This window comes from Paenibacillus sp. W2I17 (assembly GCF_030815985.1).
Lineage (GTDB): Bacteria > Bacillota > Bacilli > Paenibacillales > Paenibacillaceae > Paenibacillus.
Window position 1 is genome coordinate 3,547,517 of the sequence record NZ_JAUSXM010000001.1, and the last position, 16,837, is coordinate 3,564,353.

General features: G+C 46.5%; 16 protein-coding genes. 6 read left to right on the plus strand and 10 right to left on the minus strand.

Going from position 1 to position 16,837, the window contains the following annotated elements; translation table 11 throughout:
- Window positions 1-18 precede the first annotated feature (18 nt).
- From QF041_RS15765 to QF041_RS15775, 3 genes are all read right to left on the minus strand, one after another.
- On the minus strand, window positions 19-1,056 hold the full coding sequence (locus QF041_RS15765) for a siderophore ABC transporter substrate-binding protein (protein WP_307414866.1): 1,038 nt from the start codon (window positions 1,054-1,056) through the stop codon (window positions 19-21).
- Window positions 1,057-1,448: 392 nt separating this feature from the next.
- Entirely contained in the window at window positions 1,449-3,218 is a 1,770-nt protein-coding gene (dhaK, locus tag QF041_RS15770; protein ID WP_307414867.1) for a dihydroxyacetone kinase subunit DhaK, read from the minus strand.
- Complete coding sequence (locus QF041_RS15775) at window positions 3,218-4,360, minus strand: glycerol dehydrogenase (protein WP_017690500.1); 1,143 nt, start codon at window positions 4,358-4,360, stop codon at window positions 3,218-3,220. The genes dhaK and QF041_RS15775 overlap by 1 nt, the downstream gene beginning before the upstream one ends.
- Before the next feature lie 305 nt (window positions 4,361-4,665).
- Between QF041_RS15775 and QF041_RS15780 the strand changes: the two genes are divergently transcribed.
- A complete protein-coding gene (locus QF041_RS15780; protein ID WP_036606178.1) occupies window positions 4,666-5,700 on the plus strand; it encodes a PocR ligand-binding domain-containing protein in 1,035 nt (344 codons plus the stop codon).
- Window positions 5,701-5,805: 105 nt separating this feature from the next.
- Window positions 5,806-6,795, plus strand: coding sequence for an aldo/keto reductase family protein (locus QF041_RS15785; protein ID WP_101314615.1), 990 nt, complete (start codon window positions 5,806-5,808; stop codon window positions 6,793-6,795).
- 199 nt (window positions 6,796-6,994) lie between these two features.
- Here QF041_RS15785 and QF041_RS15790 read toward each other — a convergent pair whose 3' ends face one another.
- The 4 genes from QF041_RS15790 to QF041_RS15805 all read right to left on the minus strand — a co-directional run bounded on the left by QF041_RS15790 (window position 6,995) and on the right by QF041_RS15805 (window position 10,513).
- Entirely contained in the window at window positions 6,995-7,882 is an 888-nt protein-coding gene (locus QF041_RS15790) for a LysR family transcriptional regulator (protein WP_307414868.1), read from the minus strand.
- 31 nt (window positions 7,883-7,913) lie between these two features.
- The gene (locus QF041_RS15795) at window positions 7,914-8,384 is read right to left on the minus strand and encodes an SMI1/KNR4 family protein (protein WP_307414869.1); all 471 of its coding nucleotides are present in this window, start codon (window positions 8,382-8,384) and stop codon (window positions 7,914-7,916) included.
- 123 nt (window positions 8,385-8,507) lie between these two features.
- Window positions 8,508-9,599 carry a threonine aldolase family protein gene (locus QF041_RS15800; RefSeq protein WP_307414870.1) on the minus strand — a complete coding sequence of 364 codons (1,092 nt, stop codon included), beginning with the start codon at window positions 9,597-9,599 and terminating at the stop codon, window positions 8,508-8,510.
- Between the two features lie 53 nt (window positions 9,600-9,652).
- Window positions 9,653-10,513 (minus strand): LysR family transcriptional regulator, encoded by an 861-nt coding sequence (locus tag QF041_RS15805; RefSeq protein WP_307414871.1) that lies wholly within the window; start codon window positions 10,511-10,513, stop codon window positions 9,653-9,655.
- A 181-nt stretch (window positions 10,514-10,694) separates the two neighbouring features.
- Between QF041_RS15805 and QF041_RS15810 the strand changes: the two genes are divergently transcribed.
- From QF041_RS15810 to QF041_RS15825, 4 genes are all read left to right on the plus strand, one after another.
- Window positions 10,695-11,684: a quinone oxidoreductase family protein gene (locus tag QF041_RS15810; protein WP_307414872.1), complete on the plus strand. Its 990-nt coding sequence runs from the start codon at window positions 10,695-10,697 to the stop codon at window positions 11,682-11,684.
- A gap of 393 nt (window positions 11,685-12,077) precedes the next feature.
- On the plus strand, window positions 12,078-12,296 hold the full coding sequence (locus tag QF041_RS15815; RefSeq protein ID WP_307414873.1) for a hypothetical protein: 219 nt from the start codon (window positions 12,078-12,080) through the stop codon (window positions 12,294-12,296).
- 36 nt (window positions 12,297-12,332) lie between these two features.
- On the plus strand, window positions 12,333-12,539 hold the full coding sequence (locus QF041_RS15820) for a hypothetical protein (RefSeq protein ID WP_307414874.1): 207 nt from the start codon (window positions 12,333-12,335) through the stop codon (window positions 12,537-12,539).
- An 85-nt stretch (window positions 12,540-12,624) separates the two neighbouring features.
- Window positions 12,625-13,413 (plus strand): formate/nitrite transporter family protein, encoded by a 789-nt coding sequence (locus tag QF041_RS15825; protein WP_017690511.1) that lies wholly within the window; start codon window positions 12,625-12,627, stop codon window positions 13,411-13,413.
- A 166-nt stretch (window positions 13,414-13,579) separates the two neighbouring features.
- Here QF041_RS15825 and QF041_RS15830 read toward each other — a convergent pair whose 3' ends face one another.
- The 3 genes from QF041_RS15830 to QF041_RS15840 form a co-directional block, all read right to left on the minus strand.
- On the minus strand, window positions 13,580-14,566 hold the full coding sequence (locus tag QF041_RS15830; protein ID WP_307414875.1) for a WXG100 family type VII secretion target: 987 nt from the start codon (window positions 14,564-14,566) through the stop codon (window positions 13,580-13,582).
- A 46-nt stretch (window positions 14,567-14,612) separates the two neighbouring features.
- The gene (locus tag QF041_RS15835; RefSeq protein WP_373461396.1) at window positions 14,613-15,077 is read right to left on the minus strand and encodes an acetyltransferase; all 465 of its coding nucleotides are present in this window, start codon (window positions 15,075-15,077) and stop codon (window positions 14,613-14,615) included.
- Between the two features lie 154 nt (window positions 15,078-15,231).
- Window positions 15,232-16,797, minus strand: a complete 1,566-nt coding sequence (locus tag QF041_RS15840; RefSeq protein ID WP_307416985.1) for a glycoside hydrolase family 30 protein — start codon at window positions 16,795-16,797, stop codon at window positions 15,232-15,234.
- Between the last annotated feature and the right edge of the window lie 40 nt (window positions 16,798-16,837).

Below are 16,837 nucleotides of genomic sequence, written 5' to 3' on the forward strand. Positions count from 1 at the left end.
ACTGCAGCATACTCCTTTTTACTGTTTAGCTAATGCTTTCGTAAGGTTGTTAATCAACTCCAAGAAAGTTTCGATAGATTCATTGGTGTACGTGTCGTTTGGAGCATAAACGATTTGTTTTTGAGTAATAGCAGTGGTGTTTTGCAGAGCAGGTGAGTTATCAATAACGTCCTGAGCCGGAACGGCACCTTCTTCAGCAGATACAGCTGCATCCCGATCCAGTACGAAAATCCAATCAGGATTGCTTTGCGCGATCGCTTCAACAGAAATATCATCCCCTTGATGATCAGAAGAAGATTTGTCCACTTCTAGTGCCGGAACCCAGCCGAAAATATCATACAACGGTCCCCACACACGTCCAGTAAGAGGAGCCGAGAAACCGATGTTTCCACCAGAAACGACAACACTCATAATTTTATCTTCACCATTATAAGCAGCCTTAGCTTCTTCAATAGCTTTATCAAAATCAGCAATCAGTTGGGCAGCTTCTTCTTGCTTCTCGAAAACTTTTCCCAAATTGGTTGTTGCATCTTTAAGTCCATTAACAAAGTTTTCTCCAGGTGATGCTGTTTCTTCAAGCTCAATATTAAGGTCGATCACTGCTGCATTAGGTACTAATTTTTTGATGTCTTCATAGTAGCCAGCAAATCGTTGACCAACAATGACAAGGTCAGGCTGTATTGATGCCAAAAGTTCAAGATTTGGTTCGCGGTGATTCCCAATATTTTGTACCGATTCATCCGCCACATATGGTGAATCCGCAGGCATTACATCCTTCGGCGCTGCTGCTAATTTGACGCCCCAAGTGGACAGAGTCTCAAATGTTCTGTTATCCAGAGCAACGACCTTCGTTGGATTTATAGGCACAGTTACCGTTCCATGAGCATCCGTAATTTCAACAGTTGTGGCTGTAGCTGTAGTAGCAGCATCGGAAGTTTTAGCCTCTGTATTAGCAGTATCCGTCGTAGCAGGTTCATTACTTGAACAAGCTGCCAATACTAAAGTTAAAGCTGCAACCATGATAAACATTAATTTTGAAGAAATAGACTTTCTCATTTAATTTATATCCCCCTAGATTTAGAAAATTTGGATTCCAACGCAGCGTACTGTGTTGGATAAACTCAGTATCATATACCTCCTCCGACGTAAATTTTAGAGAATAATCTTAACCCCTTTTCACTGTAGTGCTGAGTAACAAAATAACAAATGATAGTGATTATCAATATCAATAGATTATATTATAACAAGTTAGAAGGCATTTTCAACAACCTAGTTGTTTTAATTCAGCGAAATTATGAAACAAATATTCCATTGTATGTATTTATATGCATAAAAATCGACATTTCAATACAAGAAAGAAGCATCACTGTGTGATACTTCTTTTGCGGTAAGAACACTTTATACATTTATATTTCTCATCGAAATGATCTAATTTTTCACTAACATTCTTATTTCATAGACTCAGATAATTCTGTGAAAATAACACCCAGCGCATACGCGCCAGCATCCGGGTAGCCCAGACTACGATCGCCGACGGCGCCTGCACGTCCCATACGTGCCACGATGTCTTCGGTTTTCTTCGCACCTTCAACGGCTGCTGCGGCACCTTTGGCAAATGCTGTTTTGAAGTCATCGCCAGACTTCGCGCTTTGTGTCCAGGAATCGGCACACGGCACGAGTGCATCAATCAAGGTCTTGTCGCCTACCACGGCGCCACGTCCGAAGGAACGTTCTCCTGTGGACTGAATCCCTTGCACGGCTGCATGGATCATCTCAGCAAATTCAGCAACGTTTAATTGCTGTTTATCCCCTACTGCTTTGCCAGCCGCACGGAATGCCGAACCCCAGATCGGGCCGGATGCGCCGCCACAATATTCCATGATGACTAAGGAACATGCATCAAGGAATGATCCGATGTCTTTTTTATCTTCGTTAATGATGTGATTCCATTCGCGTTTCAACTGGCGGAAGCCTTTTGCCACACTCATACCGAAATCGCCATCACCGGCATGGGAATCCAGTTCACAGAACGGTACTTCATTTTTGATGATGATCTCACCCATTTTATCGATCAGATAGACGACATTGTCCAGTGAAAATTGATTGCCTTCGATGACCGCAGCTGATGCATCCGTCTCCACTTCGTAAGATACGGGAGCATCTTCACCCACAACAGCTTCCAGCGCTTCGGAATACGCCACTTGTGCTGCTGGAGGGCCGGATACTTTAAATGCAGGTGTATCACTTTCCTTGAACAACAGCGTTTTTAGTTCCTCATCCAGTCTCAGGATCGTAACCGATGCACCCGCCATATCGATACTTGTCATGTAGTTGCCTACAAACGTAGTAGCTACATTGAGGCCTGAACGCTGTGACAGCTCACGCTGAACCGAATTGTTGAGCAGGTACAGTTCTTGCAGTGGCGTTGCACCAAAACCATTCACGAGCACCGCAATCTCAGCGGATGTATCCTTATCCAACTTCATGTCTGCGAGCAATGCTTCGACCATACGTCCTGCCAATTCATCAGCCGATACGATTTTCTCCCGGCGAATCCCTGGCTCACCATGAATCCCTACACCGAATTCCATCTCATCTTCAGCAATTTCGAATGTAGGCGTGCCTTTGGCGGGTACGGTACAGGATGTGAATCCAAAACCAATACTGCGCACGTTCTGAGCTGCTTTCTCGGCAACGGATTTCACATCTGCCAGACTGCGGCCTTCTTCTGCTGCTGCTCCGGCAATCTTGTGAACCAGTACAGTTCCGGCAACGCCGCGACGTCCAACGGTATACAAGCTGTCTTGTACAGCGATGTCATCCTCAACACGTACATACTGTACGTCGATGCCATCTTCTTCAGCCAGATGCGCTGCATTCTTGAAATTCATCATGTCGCCGCTGTAGTTCTTGATGATCAAGAGTGTACCCTTGTTGCTGGCTGTTGCCTTGATCGCTTGATACACCTGGATTTGGGAAGGAGATGCGAATACATCTCCACACACCGCTGCATCCAGCATGCCTTTACCCACATAACCAGCGTGAGCCGGTTCATGTCCGCTGCCGCCACCACTGATTAGGCTGACTTTATCGGCCTGAATCTCTCTGCGTTTGATGACTTTATATTTTTTCAGAAATTCAAGCTCCGGGTGTGCAAGCGCAATCCCGTTGCACATTTCCATAACAACATGTTCGGCCTGGTTAATAATTTTCTTCATTATTTTACCTCCCGGCGAGCTGCTTTGTACTCACGACCCATACGGTCAGCCGCTGCAATGGCAGCAGCCACTTCAGGAACAGTGATTGGGAACGGCATAGCGTGAATGGATTCTTCCGGAATACAAGCGATCTCTGCCACTTTCAACAACTCTTCCTGACTAATCGTGTCTACACCGATATCCGCCAAGCTGATCGGCAGTCCCACTTCAAGACAGAAGTCCATGACTTCATGCAGCTCTTCGGTTGGTGCATTTTCGAGTACAAGTTGTGCAATCGTACCGAATGATACTTTTTCACCGTGGAAGAAATGATGTGTGCCTTCCAGAACAGTCAAACCGTTGTGAATCGCATGTGCTGCGGCCAGACCGCCACTTTCGAATCCAAGACCTGACAACAGAATGTTGGTCTCAACGATGTTTTCCAGGGCTTGTGTCACGACGTTACTGTCACTTGCTACTTTTGCTTTTGCACCATCAGTCAGCAGCATTTCATAACACAGTTTTGCCAGTGCAAGTGCCGCATTGGTACCTACTGCAGATGGTGTGTATCCTTCGCGGGAACCCATTGGCAGACTTGCGTTTACACGGGAATAGGATTTCGCTGTTGCTCTTGCTTCGAAGTATGTAGAGAGCGCATCTCCCATACCGGATACGAGGAAACGGGTTGGTGCATTGGCAATGACTGTTGTATCAACGAGAACCACACTTGGGCTTTGTTTGAAGTAAGCATAGTCATCAAAAGAACCATCCGGTGTGTACAATACAGCGGAGTGACTTGTCGGTGCGTCTGTTGCCGCAATCGTAGGGCAGATAATCAGTGCTTCGCCTTCAGCTACACATTTCGCAGCATCGATCGCTTTACCGCCACCAAGACCGATGGTAGAGTCACATCCTTTTTCCTTTGCGATCGCTTGCAGACGAGCAACTTCCTCACGGGAACATTCACCTTTAAAACCGCTTTCAACAAACGTAATATTAAATTTCTCCGCTGTTGCATCAAGCTTTGCTTTGACACGCTGTACATCATCCGGATGTGCAATCAGCAAGGCAGATTCTCCAAAAGATTTAACAAAGTACCCCAGGTTCAACAACTCGTCTTCGCCTTGTACATATTTGGTTGGGCTGATAAATGCTTTTCTCATAATATTATATGCCTCCTAAGGATATGAAATAGTGTAGTGATTACATCAAATTTTAATTTCTTACAATTGACCTTAATATAACGCATGAGCAGCAGGTTTACAGTGGACTTTGATAACAAATTATTATAATTTACAATCGTAATTTTTTGCTTTTTGGCACAATCATGGTATCTTATTGTCATGAGATGGTTGAATTTTGACCTCCCATTAAACATTACCCGTCATCAATACATCTTAATATGTACAACTTGCTAACTTTTAACGGCCTAAATTATGAATCAGGTTAGCCTATGGAGGTTGCCCCAATGATCAAAGAATATCTGCATATCAATAAAATTCTCGACCTTAATAAATGGAAGCGTCTACAAGATTCTCTCGCAACAGTAACCAAACTGGCGATCCTCACCGTTGATTATAAAGGCATTCCCGTAACCAGTCACAGCAGCTGTCAGGCTTTCTGCCAGAATGTCCGTAAAGACCCCGAGCTGCTCCCTTACTGCCAAAAATGTGATTCACGCGGTGGTCTGGAAGCGGTCCGGTTGAATGAACCTTATGTGTATTTATGCCATTTCAATATTATTGATATCGCGATTCCAATCACGATTGATGGCAAATATATCGGCGCCGTCATGGCAGGACAAGTGAAACTCGCCGATCCGGAAAAGGGTAGCGACTTGGAGCAAATTGTCACGTCCAAAAACGTACCCATGCATGCAGCCAAGCTGGAGGAATTAAAGGATGATTACGCCCAGCTACCTGTGATGACCTATGAAGAGATTGTGAAAATCTCCAACATGTTATCCCTGCTCTGCAACTACATTGTGGAAGAAGCACTCAACAAAAATCTGTTAGTTGAAATGTTCGAGAAAGCTTCAGGCAATCAGGAGACTCTAAACCTCTCCACCATTCTGCCGGGTTACTCCATTCGTAATATCGAGTCGATCAAAAAAGAGATGACCAATGCGATAGCGGATGCTTATCTGAAGAACAGCCCAAGTGACACGGAAAGCTCCAGTCCGGTACTTCAGCCTGCTTTTGAATACATTCACAGTCACAAGAGTGAGCAGGTTTCGCTCAAACAAATGGCCGATCTATGCCACCTAAGTCCGAGTTATTTCAGCAGGCTTTTTGCCAAGGAAACCGGTGAGAACTTCACAACCTACCTGGCAAAACTCAAGATTAAGTGGGCCAAGCAATTGCTTGAGGTCACCGACATGCCTGTCTCACAGATCAGTGATGAGCTGGGGTTTAATGAATCGGGATATTTTATCAAAATATTCAAAAAGTTCGAGGAAATTACGCCTGCTCTCTATCGCAAATACCTCCAGGAGAAAATGTAGATTCACTGATACTTTTTTCGTATCAAAGATGAGGTTAAAAGATATTTCACCTATTAATCTGCCATTGTTACAATGGAGTCCAGATGACTTAGGGGGGCGACATGAATGGAATATCGCAAATTAGGAAACAGTGGATTAACCGTCAGTGAGATTTCACTCGGCAACTGGATTACGCATGGAGCGCAAGTCGAGGATGGAATAGCAGAAGCTTGTGTGCGAACCGCATTGGATGCAGGTATTACCACATTTGATACCGCAGACGTGTACTCCAATACCAAGGCAGAATCCGTGTTAGGACAGGCTCTTAAGGATATACGAAGAGAAAGTATTGAGCTATGCACCAAAGTCTGTCACCCAACCGGCACAGGTCATAATGACCGTGGACTTTCACGTAAACACATCATGGAAGCCTGCAATGGTTCATTACGGCGGTTACAGACGGATTATATTGATGTCTATTACGCTCACCGTTATGACTATAATACTCCGCTGGAAGAGACGTTTCTGGCATTCTCCGATCTGGTGCGTCAGGGCAAAGTTCATTACATTGGCGTAAGTGAATGGAACGCGGATCAGATTGCACGAGCAGCCGCTTTGGCGAGGGAACTTCATGTACCCTTTATTGCAAGTCAGCCCCAATATTCAATGTTATGGCGTGTGATTGAGCAAGAAGTCGTACCTGCAAGCGACCAAGCAGGACTTGGACAGATCACATGGTCTCCTCTTGCTCAGGGTATACTATCGGGCAAATATGCGCCTAACGCAGCATTGCCCACCGGATCACGCGCAGCTGCTGAGGCAGGAGCACCCTTTTTCAATAAACTGGCTGGACAGTGGTTACGTGAAGATGTTCTTACCGCTGTGCAACAGCTTGTTCCACTCGCTAAAGAGATTGGTCTAACTCTTCCTCAACTCGCTGTTGCGTGGGTTCTACAACATTCGTATGTTAGTTCCGTGATTATCGGTGCATCCCGGCCGGAGCAGGTATTGGAAAATGTAAAAGCCTCCGGTGTGAAACTGGACCCTGCGATCATGACTCGTATTGATGAAATATTGAATCCATGGATTGAGCGTGATCCAGCCAAGACGGGATAGTTTCTTTTTTTACTACTCACAACATACTAAGTTGTACTAATCATTTACACGATAACGGAGAGGACAGAAAAAACCTGAAAAAGCGGAGCGTTCGCCTTTATCACCAGATTTTCCCCTTGAGAAAAGGGATCGAAAGAAATCTGGGGATAACAGCGATTGGAAGGTTGTTCTGTCATCGCAGTGTAAGTGTAAATAACCTTTAGCGCAACTCATATTCCCTATCAACAAAGTTCATAAAACGGGATACCACTTCCTGATTCATATCCGTCCGCCATGCCGTGTACAACGGTACGGAGGGCGGATTTTCTTCTAATGGAAGAAAGACTACACCCTTACGCTGGAACACATCCACCGATGACGGAACAATGGAAATGCCCATGCCCGCCGCAACGAGATTCACAATTGTATACATTTGGATCGCTTCCTGTGTAATTCGAGGGTCTACGCCATGCTCCCCGCAATAATCCAGAACGAGACGATGGAACGGAGAACCCAGATGCCTTGGGAATAAAATAAAATCTTCATCCGCCAGTTCTCGAATTGAAACTTGAGTCTGAGAAGCCATCGGGTGATGATCTGGCAACACGGCAATCAACGTTTCCATCTGGCAGGGGCGGAACGAGACATGACGAGTATCTTCCTGATATCTCAAAAATCCAATATGGATCTGTCCGTCTTCCAGTGCCTGCAATTGTTGCGACGAAGTCATCTCACGCAACGTCAATTCAATTTGCGGATATGCAGCGCGAAATTTCCTAAGGACATCCACCATAATGCTCCCCGAAGCCGAATCCACAAAGGCTATGGTGATATGCCCGATGATGCCCTGATCTGCCTTTTGCGTAAGCTGAATGGATCGTTCGAGCTGGGCCATGATCAGTCTTGCCTGTTCCAGAAATACCGCACCTGCCGGGGTGAGACGAACCATTTTTCTGGTGCGTTCCAACAGCTTCACGCCAAGCTCTTCCTCTAAATTCTGAATCTGCTGGCTCAGCGGTGGTTGCGTCATATTTAATTTTTCCGCTGCACGGTGAAAATGAAGTTCTTCTGCCACGATGATAAAGTATCTTAACTTTCGAATATCCATAAGTCTGTTGCGCTTCCTTCCGTCTACCCTGTTAATTCATCTGTTCCTGAACCCAGATTGCGGACTCAGCCAGCATCGTCATCAATTCATTAAAGTCCACAGCAATTTCCCGCAGAGGAGTTTCCCCTGCATCGTGGATCAACATCAGCACCTTGCCTGAACTTTGATCCAGTATAGCCGTACTTCCTTCACCAAATCCACCAATCGGGAAAGGCTGGAGGTCAGCTGGCAGCTCGTATTCTTTCTCATATTCACGGTATACTTCCAAAAAATCGGGATAAGCCCAGCTCAGTTCTTTCACGGAATACAAGGCAGGGTCGCCGAAGTTACATGCACCGAACTCAAGTAAAAGTGCGCGATACGCTGCGGGCAGTCTCACGTTGTGCTTTTGCTCAAAATCCTCAATGCTCTGTTGTTTCTCAGGAGTACATCCATCTCCCATTGTTGTATCGTAGGCCTTCACCAAAAGATCACGAATCGGTTCCAATTCTATTGACGTCACTTGAACTCCCCCTTTTAGGTACCTTTCTCCACTGATCAGCCGTTGTGAATTCAATAGTTCTCCTTGAAGCGCAACACCTTACCCAAACAAGAGTCAAGCATTAAAATCAACTTCTTATCTCACCTATTTACGCAACTCTTGATCCAGCCATTCCAGTGCTGCACGCAGCTTGTCCTGAGGAACTTTCTCATAACGATCACCCGTAGACAATTCAAAGGCACAGCTGTTCCCACTTGTTTTGTTCAGATATGAAGTCATTCCTATGCCATACTGCTGAGCCATTTGCACAAGAATTGGTTCAACTTCGGCGGCAGCGAGCGCAAAGTGTACATGGAACATATTGGATACAGGTACCTCGGGCAACGTTTGTATCCCGTGACACACATTCAGTAGGAAGGCGAGTTCTTGAGCCTGCTCGTAATACAGCTCCATTTTCCCAATCCGTTCATTGAAATAATACTGAGAACTCAGAATATACGGATACAGGCCGATCAGATCGCCCCCGTGCCGACGTTTCCATACTTTCGATTCCTGCATCACATCGGGATCTCCCGCCAATATAGCCCCCGCAATACCTCCAATCCCTTTGTAAAAGGAAACATACACCGTATCAAACAGACTGCAAATCTCCGCAGGTGTTTTCTGATAATAGGGAGTAATCTCAAACAGGCGTGCCCCGTCCAGATGCAGCTTAATCCCGCGTTCACGGCAATAGGCCGAGATCGCTTCCAGTTCTTCATACGCCGGCAATTGCCCACCAATCTCACGTTGCGGCAGTTCCAACAGCAGACAGGCAATGTCCTGATCAAGCGCTTGTACATCTTCCAAACGAATCAAGCGATCCTTGTCCGCAAGTAAAATTGATTCAATCTGATGCAACTCTTTCAATCCGTCTTCCTCATGGATTTCAAGATGACACAGAGGGTGGTAAGCTACTCGTTTTACACCTTTGCGGTCACACCAGATCCGTAATGCAATCTGCTGCGCCATCGTTCCACTTGGGAAAAACACCGCCGATTCCTTGCCAAGAACGTCAGCCATCTGATCCTGAAATTCTTCAATGAGTGGGCCGTTCCCGTAGTGGTCACTGAACAACTCCCCATCGATCTGGTCCAGTACGTTCTGAAGTACCTTCACTTGGCGACTGCCATGACCGCCTACAATAAAGTCTGCCTGATTAAAGGCATCAGCCAACGTTAATGCAGTTTCTTTCAAGATCACTCACTCCTTTATAGTGCATGTTCATAAACGGACTTTTGAACAAGCTCTTACAGTTCTGGTTCTGTAATAATCTCAACCAAAGCGCTGAGCGCACTAGATATATGTTCACCACGGGAATACACAAATCCTACTTCCAACCGGCAATAGGGATCAGGCAAAGACATCACCGCGATCTCGCCTCTTAATTCTGCTTTGGTAACCGAAGAACGTGGCAGCAATGATACACCGAGCCCGGCAGATACCCCATTCAGAATCGTGTCCAGTGTTCCATATTCCATGATGTTAAGCGTGTGGATACCCTGATCTTTCAAAAAGGATTCCGCCTGATCGCGATGAGTGCATCCGATCTCAAAAAACAACATCGGCCTGGACAATAACGTGTACATCTCATGTACTCCAGGTTCAGCGATCAGCACCAATTCTTCGTCATACATCTTCATATAGTTCAGCTCAGGATGATCAATCGGGCCATATATTAAGGCTCCATGCAATTCATGTTGAATGACCTTCTGGTTCAGTTCATGGGTCCCACCCGTGACAAGCGAATGCTGTACCTCCGGGTAGCATGAAGTATATTCAGCCAAGAGCGGCGTCAGAAAAGTAGAAGCTGCTGTCTCTATGGCACCTAGACGAAGCATGCCCGCTGGTGGGTTACCCACTTGTGTGGCCTGCTCTGCTTCATATAATAATTCCAATATTCTATCCGCATACCCAAGCAGGTTCTCTCCTGCTGGTGTAAGCGACATCCCTCGATTGGAACGATGAAATAGCGGTACTTGCAGTTGAGTCTCCAACTGTTTAATCCGTGTTGTTACATTGGACTGCACATAATTAAGTGAGAGCGCAGCTTTACTGATACTACCTTCGCGGGCAACCGCCTGAAATATTTTCAAATCACCTGCATCCATACCCTGATCACCTGCTCGTCGTTATATCGGCATTCTGCATCATCCGATTCATGCAAAGTGCTTATCTATTATTTTCATTGATACTGACAATCATTTTTGTTCATTTTACGTGAATCTGCTCCGTCTGTACAATGAGGCTCAGTAGTGAATTCTGGCTACACAGACAGGAGGAATATTGAACATGAAAGCTATTGTCCATTCGGCCCAGAGCGGCCTTGCAGGTCTTCAATATACAGAGTCAATCTCTCGGGCACCAGAAGCCGGGGAAGTGCAGATTCAATTAAAATCCGCTGGAATCAACCATCGGGATCTATTCATCATGGCAGGACGCGGAACCCAGGATACCCCGCTCATTCCCGCTTCCGATGGAGCAGGTATTATCGTAGCGATTGGCGAAAGCGTAAGAGGGTTCGCGATAGGAGATGAAGTCATTGTCCATCCTACGCTCGGTTGGGAACATGCATCTGAAGTGCCGACCGTACCCGATATTGTTGGTGGCCCTACGGATGGAACGCTCGCGCAATATATAACGTTGCCTGCTGCAAATGCCCTGCCTAAGCCAGCTCACCTATCCTGGGAGGAAGCAGGAGTGCTGCCCCTTTCAGCGCTGACGGCCTATCGCGCCTTATTCACTCGCGGCGTATTGAAGCAAGGTGAACATGTCCTTATTCCCGGCATTGGCGGTGGTGTAGCGACCTATGCTCTGCTCATGGCGGTTGCGGCTGGTGCAAAGGTGACCGTCACCTCCAGAAGTGAAACCAAAAGAAATGAGGCACTGCGCTTGGGTGCTACCCATGCACTGGATAGTCATGCCGATTGGTGTATGCAGAACGATATGGAACCTGTGGACATCATCTTGGATAGCATCGGACAAGCCATGTTCCCAAAATATTTTGATATAATCAGACCAGGTGGACGTATCGTGATGTATGGTGCAAGTTCGGGGGATGATCTGACCGTACCAATTCGCTCTATCTTCTTCCCGCAGATCAGTCTGATCGGCACCTCTATGGGCAGCCGTGAGGAGTTTATCCAGATGCTGCAATGGGTGGAGCAACATGATATACATCCTGTAATTGATGGCGTATATCCACTGCAAGACGTAGCAAAAGCATTCGAACGCATGGAAAACGGCGAGCAGTTTGGTAATCTGGCTATCCTTATGGAGTGACATCTATTTTGAGATGGGCCTTCATGAATTGTTGAAAATTGATTTACGATAATGGGGTGAATTCATCTGACCCGTCTCGCTAAACGTATACTAATTGTTCTTGTTGCTATTATCATTGTGGCCCAAATTCCTATGATAAAAGAAACCTTAGCCCGAGGAGTTACTACGTTATATGTGGAGATAAAGTATCCCGAACATTCCTTTCAATTCCAAGACTTCAACTACGAGTCTCATTTCGGGAACTATATCATTTCATATACTGATCAAGACGAACAACGCATTAGTCTGATGCTTGAGCCCAAATTGTTTCCGGTGCTCATTACGTATGATCCTTTGAATCAGCCCATGAAAGACTAGTTAATTCACGCTATGAATCATTCAGGAGGTATCGATATGGACAATCGATTACATTTGGTAGAATTGGTTCGAAAACTGATGGAATCTAAAGGGACGGAAGCCGAGTTGGATGACATGTTAACGGAGCTACAGCAGCAGGTTCCACATGCGGAGATCAGTAATCTGATTTTCTGGGATGATCGAGACCTGACGCCTGAACAGATTGTGGAAGAAGCCTTGACTGCCCGTCCAATCATTCTTCCACCCCAATCATAATATTCTTCAGGAGATGAACGATAGGATATGTCTGACATGTCTGATTTAAATCATAATAACAACAATGAACACCCTGATTTTAACGGAATCAGCGGAGGAGAAAAACTACAGGCACTTCGTGATCTGATCGAACTAACCGATAATCACCTTACTCAGCAAGTTCTCGCTATTGGCATGGATACACATGAAGAGGATCTCATCCGTATCGAAGCATGGCGAGCTTCATTCGAAACAAGGAAGTAATAATCAATAAACCAAGTTTACCCTCCCCAATTTCCATAATTTCGTTATAATGGTAAGCAAGACACCATGTTATTGGAGGAGAATTATGGAAACGGAAGCTTTACGCAACGTGGAACAACTAGCTCTGAAGAAACACAAGATTTACAAACAAAGTTTAATCAGGTACCTCGCACGCTCCATGCTGGCCAGTATGTTTATCGGATTCGGCGTCATCGTGGCGTTTAAGACAGGTAACTTCTTTTATATGGAGCAGTCCCCGTTTACCTATCCGATGGCGGCAATTACGTTTGGCGCGGCCATCATTCTGATCGCCTATGGCGGGGGTGACCTGTTCACGGGCAATACGTTTTATTACACGTATGCGGCGCTGCGCAAGAAACTGCGCTGGTTCGAAGTGATCAAGCTGTGGATTGCGAGTTATAGCGGTAACCTGATGGGCGCAGCTGTGTTTGCCCTGTTAATCTACCTGACCGGATTGTTCGACTCGTCCCAGGTGAACGGTTTTCTGTTAAGCGTGGTAGAACACAAAATGGAAGTTCCAACCATGCAGCTCTTTTTCCGGGGAATCCTGTGTAACTGGCTTGTATGTATGGCGTTTTTTGTCCCGATGTTCATGAAGGAGAATGGAGCCAAAATGTTTGCCATGATGCTCTTTGTGTTCTGCTTCTTCATCTCGGGATATGAGCACAGCATCGCCAATATGTGTACGTTCGCGATTGCACTTGTGCTGAATCACCCGGGGACGATCTCATTTGAAGGTGTGCTTCACAACCTGGTTCCCGTGACCTTGGGTAATCTGGTGGGTGGTGTGCTGCTGATGGGCTTCATGTATTATGCGGTGAACAAACCGTTTCTGGATGAAGAGACGCATTAATCTCTGGCAAAAAAAGCCCTCCTTCCGGCCCGGTCCTTCGACCGTGGCTAATCGGTAAGAAAAAACCAAAACACCCCGGCAACCTTCCATCTCAGCGAGAAGGTTGCCGGGGTGTTTCTCTATGGGCAGGCTCACGGATAAGCCGCCTGCGAATCCCATCCGTGGCTTAGAAGTAATCCCGCCACGGAGTATATTCAATTTCGTTGTCGCCGCGCGTGACCACGATCATATTTTCCATTTTGCCCGTTTCCTTATTGGTACGGTAGATCATCGTACGTGTCTCGCCTTCTTCCGGCACAGAGAACAGGAACTTGTCCGCGACGAGGGATGAACCGAGTCCTGTCGCATGTTCGGTGAAGGCAGAGCCCGTCTTGCTTGTGAGCAGCAGACCAATGCCGTAGGCTGTAGCCGTTTGTGCCACTTTGCCAAAGAGATGCTCGCCTTGACTGGTCGTGTGCGTTTGCTCCGAATACTTATACTTTTCCGTATCTTTGGTATAGTCCACCACATTGCCCTGTTTATCCAGACTGATGCTAGTCGTTTCTCCCTTGTCACTTTTCACCTGATACGTACCCACGATGGAATCCTCGGTAATTTTCACCGTCTTGCCCGTATTGGGGTCAGTCTGATAGATTACATCTTCATACTGAAGCCGAATGATGTTCATGCTGGCCTGAATCTGCTGCGCCAGTTCTTCGTCACCCATCTCTTTGGCTTTCTTCAGCATTTCCTCATAGTTCTGATATTTCTCGGCATCCTTCTCATCCCATTCATCCATGTTCTTTGGTGGGCCTGACGTTTTGTCTAGATCATCGCCTTTATTTTTGCTCATGGTTGATAGCGCCCGCGCTGCGGTCAGCGCCGTCATGAGGGCCTGGCTCACCGCCTCTTCATCCGTCGTGCGGAAACGCTCGGCAATTTTCTTAAGCTCCGACTGAATGGACAGCACCAGTTCCAGAACAGATTTCATCGTGCCTTGAGCCGTTGAATAATCGTTATAGAAGCGTTCCCGTTCCATCCCATCCCAGTTGCTGCGCATGAAACTCATTTTGCCGTCCAAAGTGGACATGAATCCCGATAATTGCTGATGTGCCTGAGCGAACTGCCCACTGACCGTCTCCAGTTGTTCCGGTGTCACCTTAATTTGTGTCATCCTGCACACTCCTCACCCTGGTCATTTATAACTGATGGTCTATCCATTACGACAATCTCTCGGCCTCTTCCTGTTTGATCTCCAGATGCAACAGTGGAAACGGATTACCGGAACTATCCAATTCAGACCGCCCCATCTGTACAAATCCCATCTTTTCATAGAATCGGGCTGCCCCAGTATTCTGCTCATTAACATCCACCTTGAGGTGACGGCCTTTGATTTTGAAGGCATGGTCTATTAGAAGACGTCCTAGACCCTGTCCGTGTTGGCTCGGATCCACAAATAACATCTCGATAAAGTTATCATCCACACCAATAAAACCCACGGGTTGTTGCTTCGTATTGAGCGCTTCCCAAACCTCGACTTGTCTTTGTTGCAACACATCACTCACCACTTTTTTGTAGAACTGAATGTGATGCTCTTCCAAAAACGTATGGGTTGCCCGAACAGCACTCTCCCAGATCTCAACCAACTTGTCATGATCCTGTTCCCGATATGCAGCGACTAACATGTCCAATGTATGCTCCTTCTCTATTAAAAGTAAAAAGTTATGTAAAAGCCCGATCCTGGGATCGGACTTGTTTAATACATCAAATTTGAAATAACTCTACGTTTATTTTATCATGTTCATCATTCAATCTGTACCCATAATTTCCAATCATGAGTCAACGTTCTACCCCCGTTTTTGGCTTCCAACGGAAGGTTGCTGCCGATTGGGAAGGCAGTATATATCGAAACGAATCTCCATCTATGACTACATCAAAGGAAACTTCTGCCTCACCCGTGTTAGCTGCAACCAGCACCATCGTTCCATCCGGATTGCGGAAGGTTACGTTCTCGATCTTGCCCTGTTCTTGCGTGGAAGCAACTCTCACAGCTCCCGGACGTACATAACGGCTGATGTGGCCTAACGCATAATACTCGATATTTCTAGTGATTTCATCACTGTCGGGGTCAATCGTCACAACCCCACGACAGTTCTCACAGCCACCGTTCGTGGGTCCACCTTGCGGATCGAGTGCGATGTTCCAGAGCAGTACATTTTTCGCCCAGTTGCGAGGTGCACCAATGATGAGATTGGACATCTGCCAGCTCAGATTCTCGCCAAAATCAGGACTCCACTCCCCACCACTACATTCGGTAAAATAGATATTTTTGTCCGGGAAGCGCTCATGCACTTCCGACATGGCAGATGGATCACCTGCATAACAGTGAAAAGCAGATCCATCGATATAAGCAGCAGCCTGCTCATCACCAAGCACCTTGCTGGTATATTCGACCGCCTGATCCCAGTTATGATCATACGCGATGATTCGCGTATCCAGTCCCGCATCCTTTAGCGCCGGGCCGAGATAATCCCGAATGAACATGGCTTGTTCTTCGGCTCCCATACTCATACTCGGATATTTATCCGAGGTGAACTCCGGTTCATTTTGCAACGTGATCCCGTAGATGGGAATGCCCTTTGTCTGATACGCTTTGATATATTTCACAAAATATCTCGCGTACGCTTCATACACCTGGGGATCGTTGTAATTCAGATACCAGCCGTTAGTGGTCTTCTCCCCGTACTTCATCCAGGCCGGGGCCGTCCACGGTGTGCCCAGCACTTTCAGATCCGGTTTGAGCCCAGTCACATGCTCCAGCATATTCACGACTTCCTGATCCTTTTCGATCGAAAAGTGTTCCACCTCATAGTCCCTGCCGGACTCGATATCATCATAGGTATAACTTGAAGCCGCGCCTGATTCATCTACCGAATAATCGGAGACACCAATCGTATGACGCACCATATCCATGTTCAGCCCTTCTGTTGTAAACAGTTCCTTCAGCAGTTGCTCTTGTTGTTCCTCTGGAAGCTCGTTGATCAGATGTGCCGATGAACCCGTCATCGCTGCGCCAAATCCATCCATAGTCTGATACGTCTTGTCCAGGTCAATCTGTATGGTAAACGCCGACGAAGACGTGTCTGACTCCTGCGTTGAAGAAACTGAAGAAATTGTGTCTGCATCATGGTGATCGGTAATTGGAATGGGCTTCTGTGGCGTAAGCAGATTTTGCTGATCTCCCGTGGTTAACCAGACTTCGACCGTTCTCTGTTTATCCACAACCGGTGGCGGAGCAGGTTGTTCACTTCGGTTGAAGATAAGCCAGATTCCTATACAAACACAACAAACGGCGATTAACAGGTTAATCCATCGTTTGGGATGCTCTCGCCAGCCTATGTCCATCACGCTTCACTCTCCTTCCATTGTGGAAAAAGCCGCGGCC

Coding starts and splice junctions, on each gene's coding strand:
- QF041_RS15815 (WP_307414873.1), top strand. CDS start 12,078: ATGGACAATCGATTACATTTGGTAGAATTGGTTCGAAAACTGATGGAA.
- QF041_RS15775 (WP_017690500.1), bottom strand. CDS start 4,360: ATGAGAAAAGCATTTATCAGCCCAACCAAATATGTACAAGGCGAAGAC.
- QF041_RS15830 (WP_307414875.1), bottom strand. CDS start 14,566: ATGACACAAATTAAGGTGACACCGGAACAACTGGAGACGGTCAGTGGG.
- QF041_RS15835 (WP_373461396.1), bottom strand. CDS start 15,077: ATGTTAGTCGCTGCATATCGGGAACAGGATCATGACAAGTTGGTTGAG.
- QF041_RS15780 (WP_036606178.1), top strand. CDS start 4,666: ATGATCAAAGAATATCTGCATATCAATAAAATTCTCGACCTTAATAAA.
- QF041_RS15765 (WP_307414866.1), bottom strand. CDS start 1,056: ATGAGAAAGTCTATTTCTTCAAAATTAATGTTTATCATGGTTGCAGCT.
- QF041_RS15820 (WP_307414874.1), top strand. CDS start 12,333: ATGTCTGATTTAAATCATAATAACAACAATGAACACCCTGATTTTAAC.
- dhaK (WP_307414867.1), bottom strand. CDS start 3,218: ATGAAGAAAATTATTAACCAGGCCGAACATGTTGTTATGGAAATGTGC.
- QF041_RS15790 (WP_307414868.1), bottom strand. CDS start 7,882: ATGGATATTCGAAAGTTAAGATACTTTATCATCGTGGCAGAAGAACTT.
- QF041_RS15810 (WP_307414872.1), top strand. CDS start 10,695: ATGAAAGCTATTGTCCATTCGGCCCAGAGCGGCCTTGCAGGTCTTCAA.
- QF041_RS15840 (WP_307416985.1), bottom strand. CDS start 16,797: ATGGACATAGGCTGGCGAGAGCATCCCAAACGATGGATTAACCTGTTA.
- QF041_RS15805 (WP_307414871.1), bottom strand. CDS start 10,513: ATGGATGCAGGTGATTTGAAAATATTTCAGGCGGTTGCCCGCGAAGGT.
- QF041_RS15785 (WP_101314615.1), top strand. CDS start 5,806: ATGGAATATCGCAAATTAGGAAACAGTGGATTAACCGTCAGTGAGATT.
- QF041_RS15825 (WP_017690511.1), top strand. CDS start 12,625: ATGGAAACGGAAGCTTTACGCAACGTGGAACAACTAGCTCTGAAGAAA.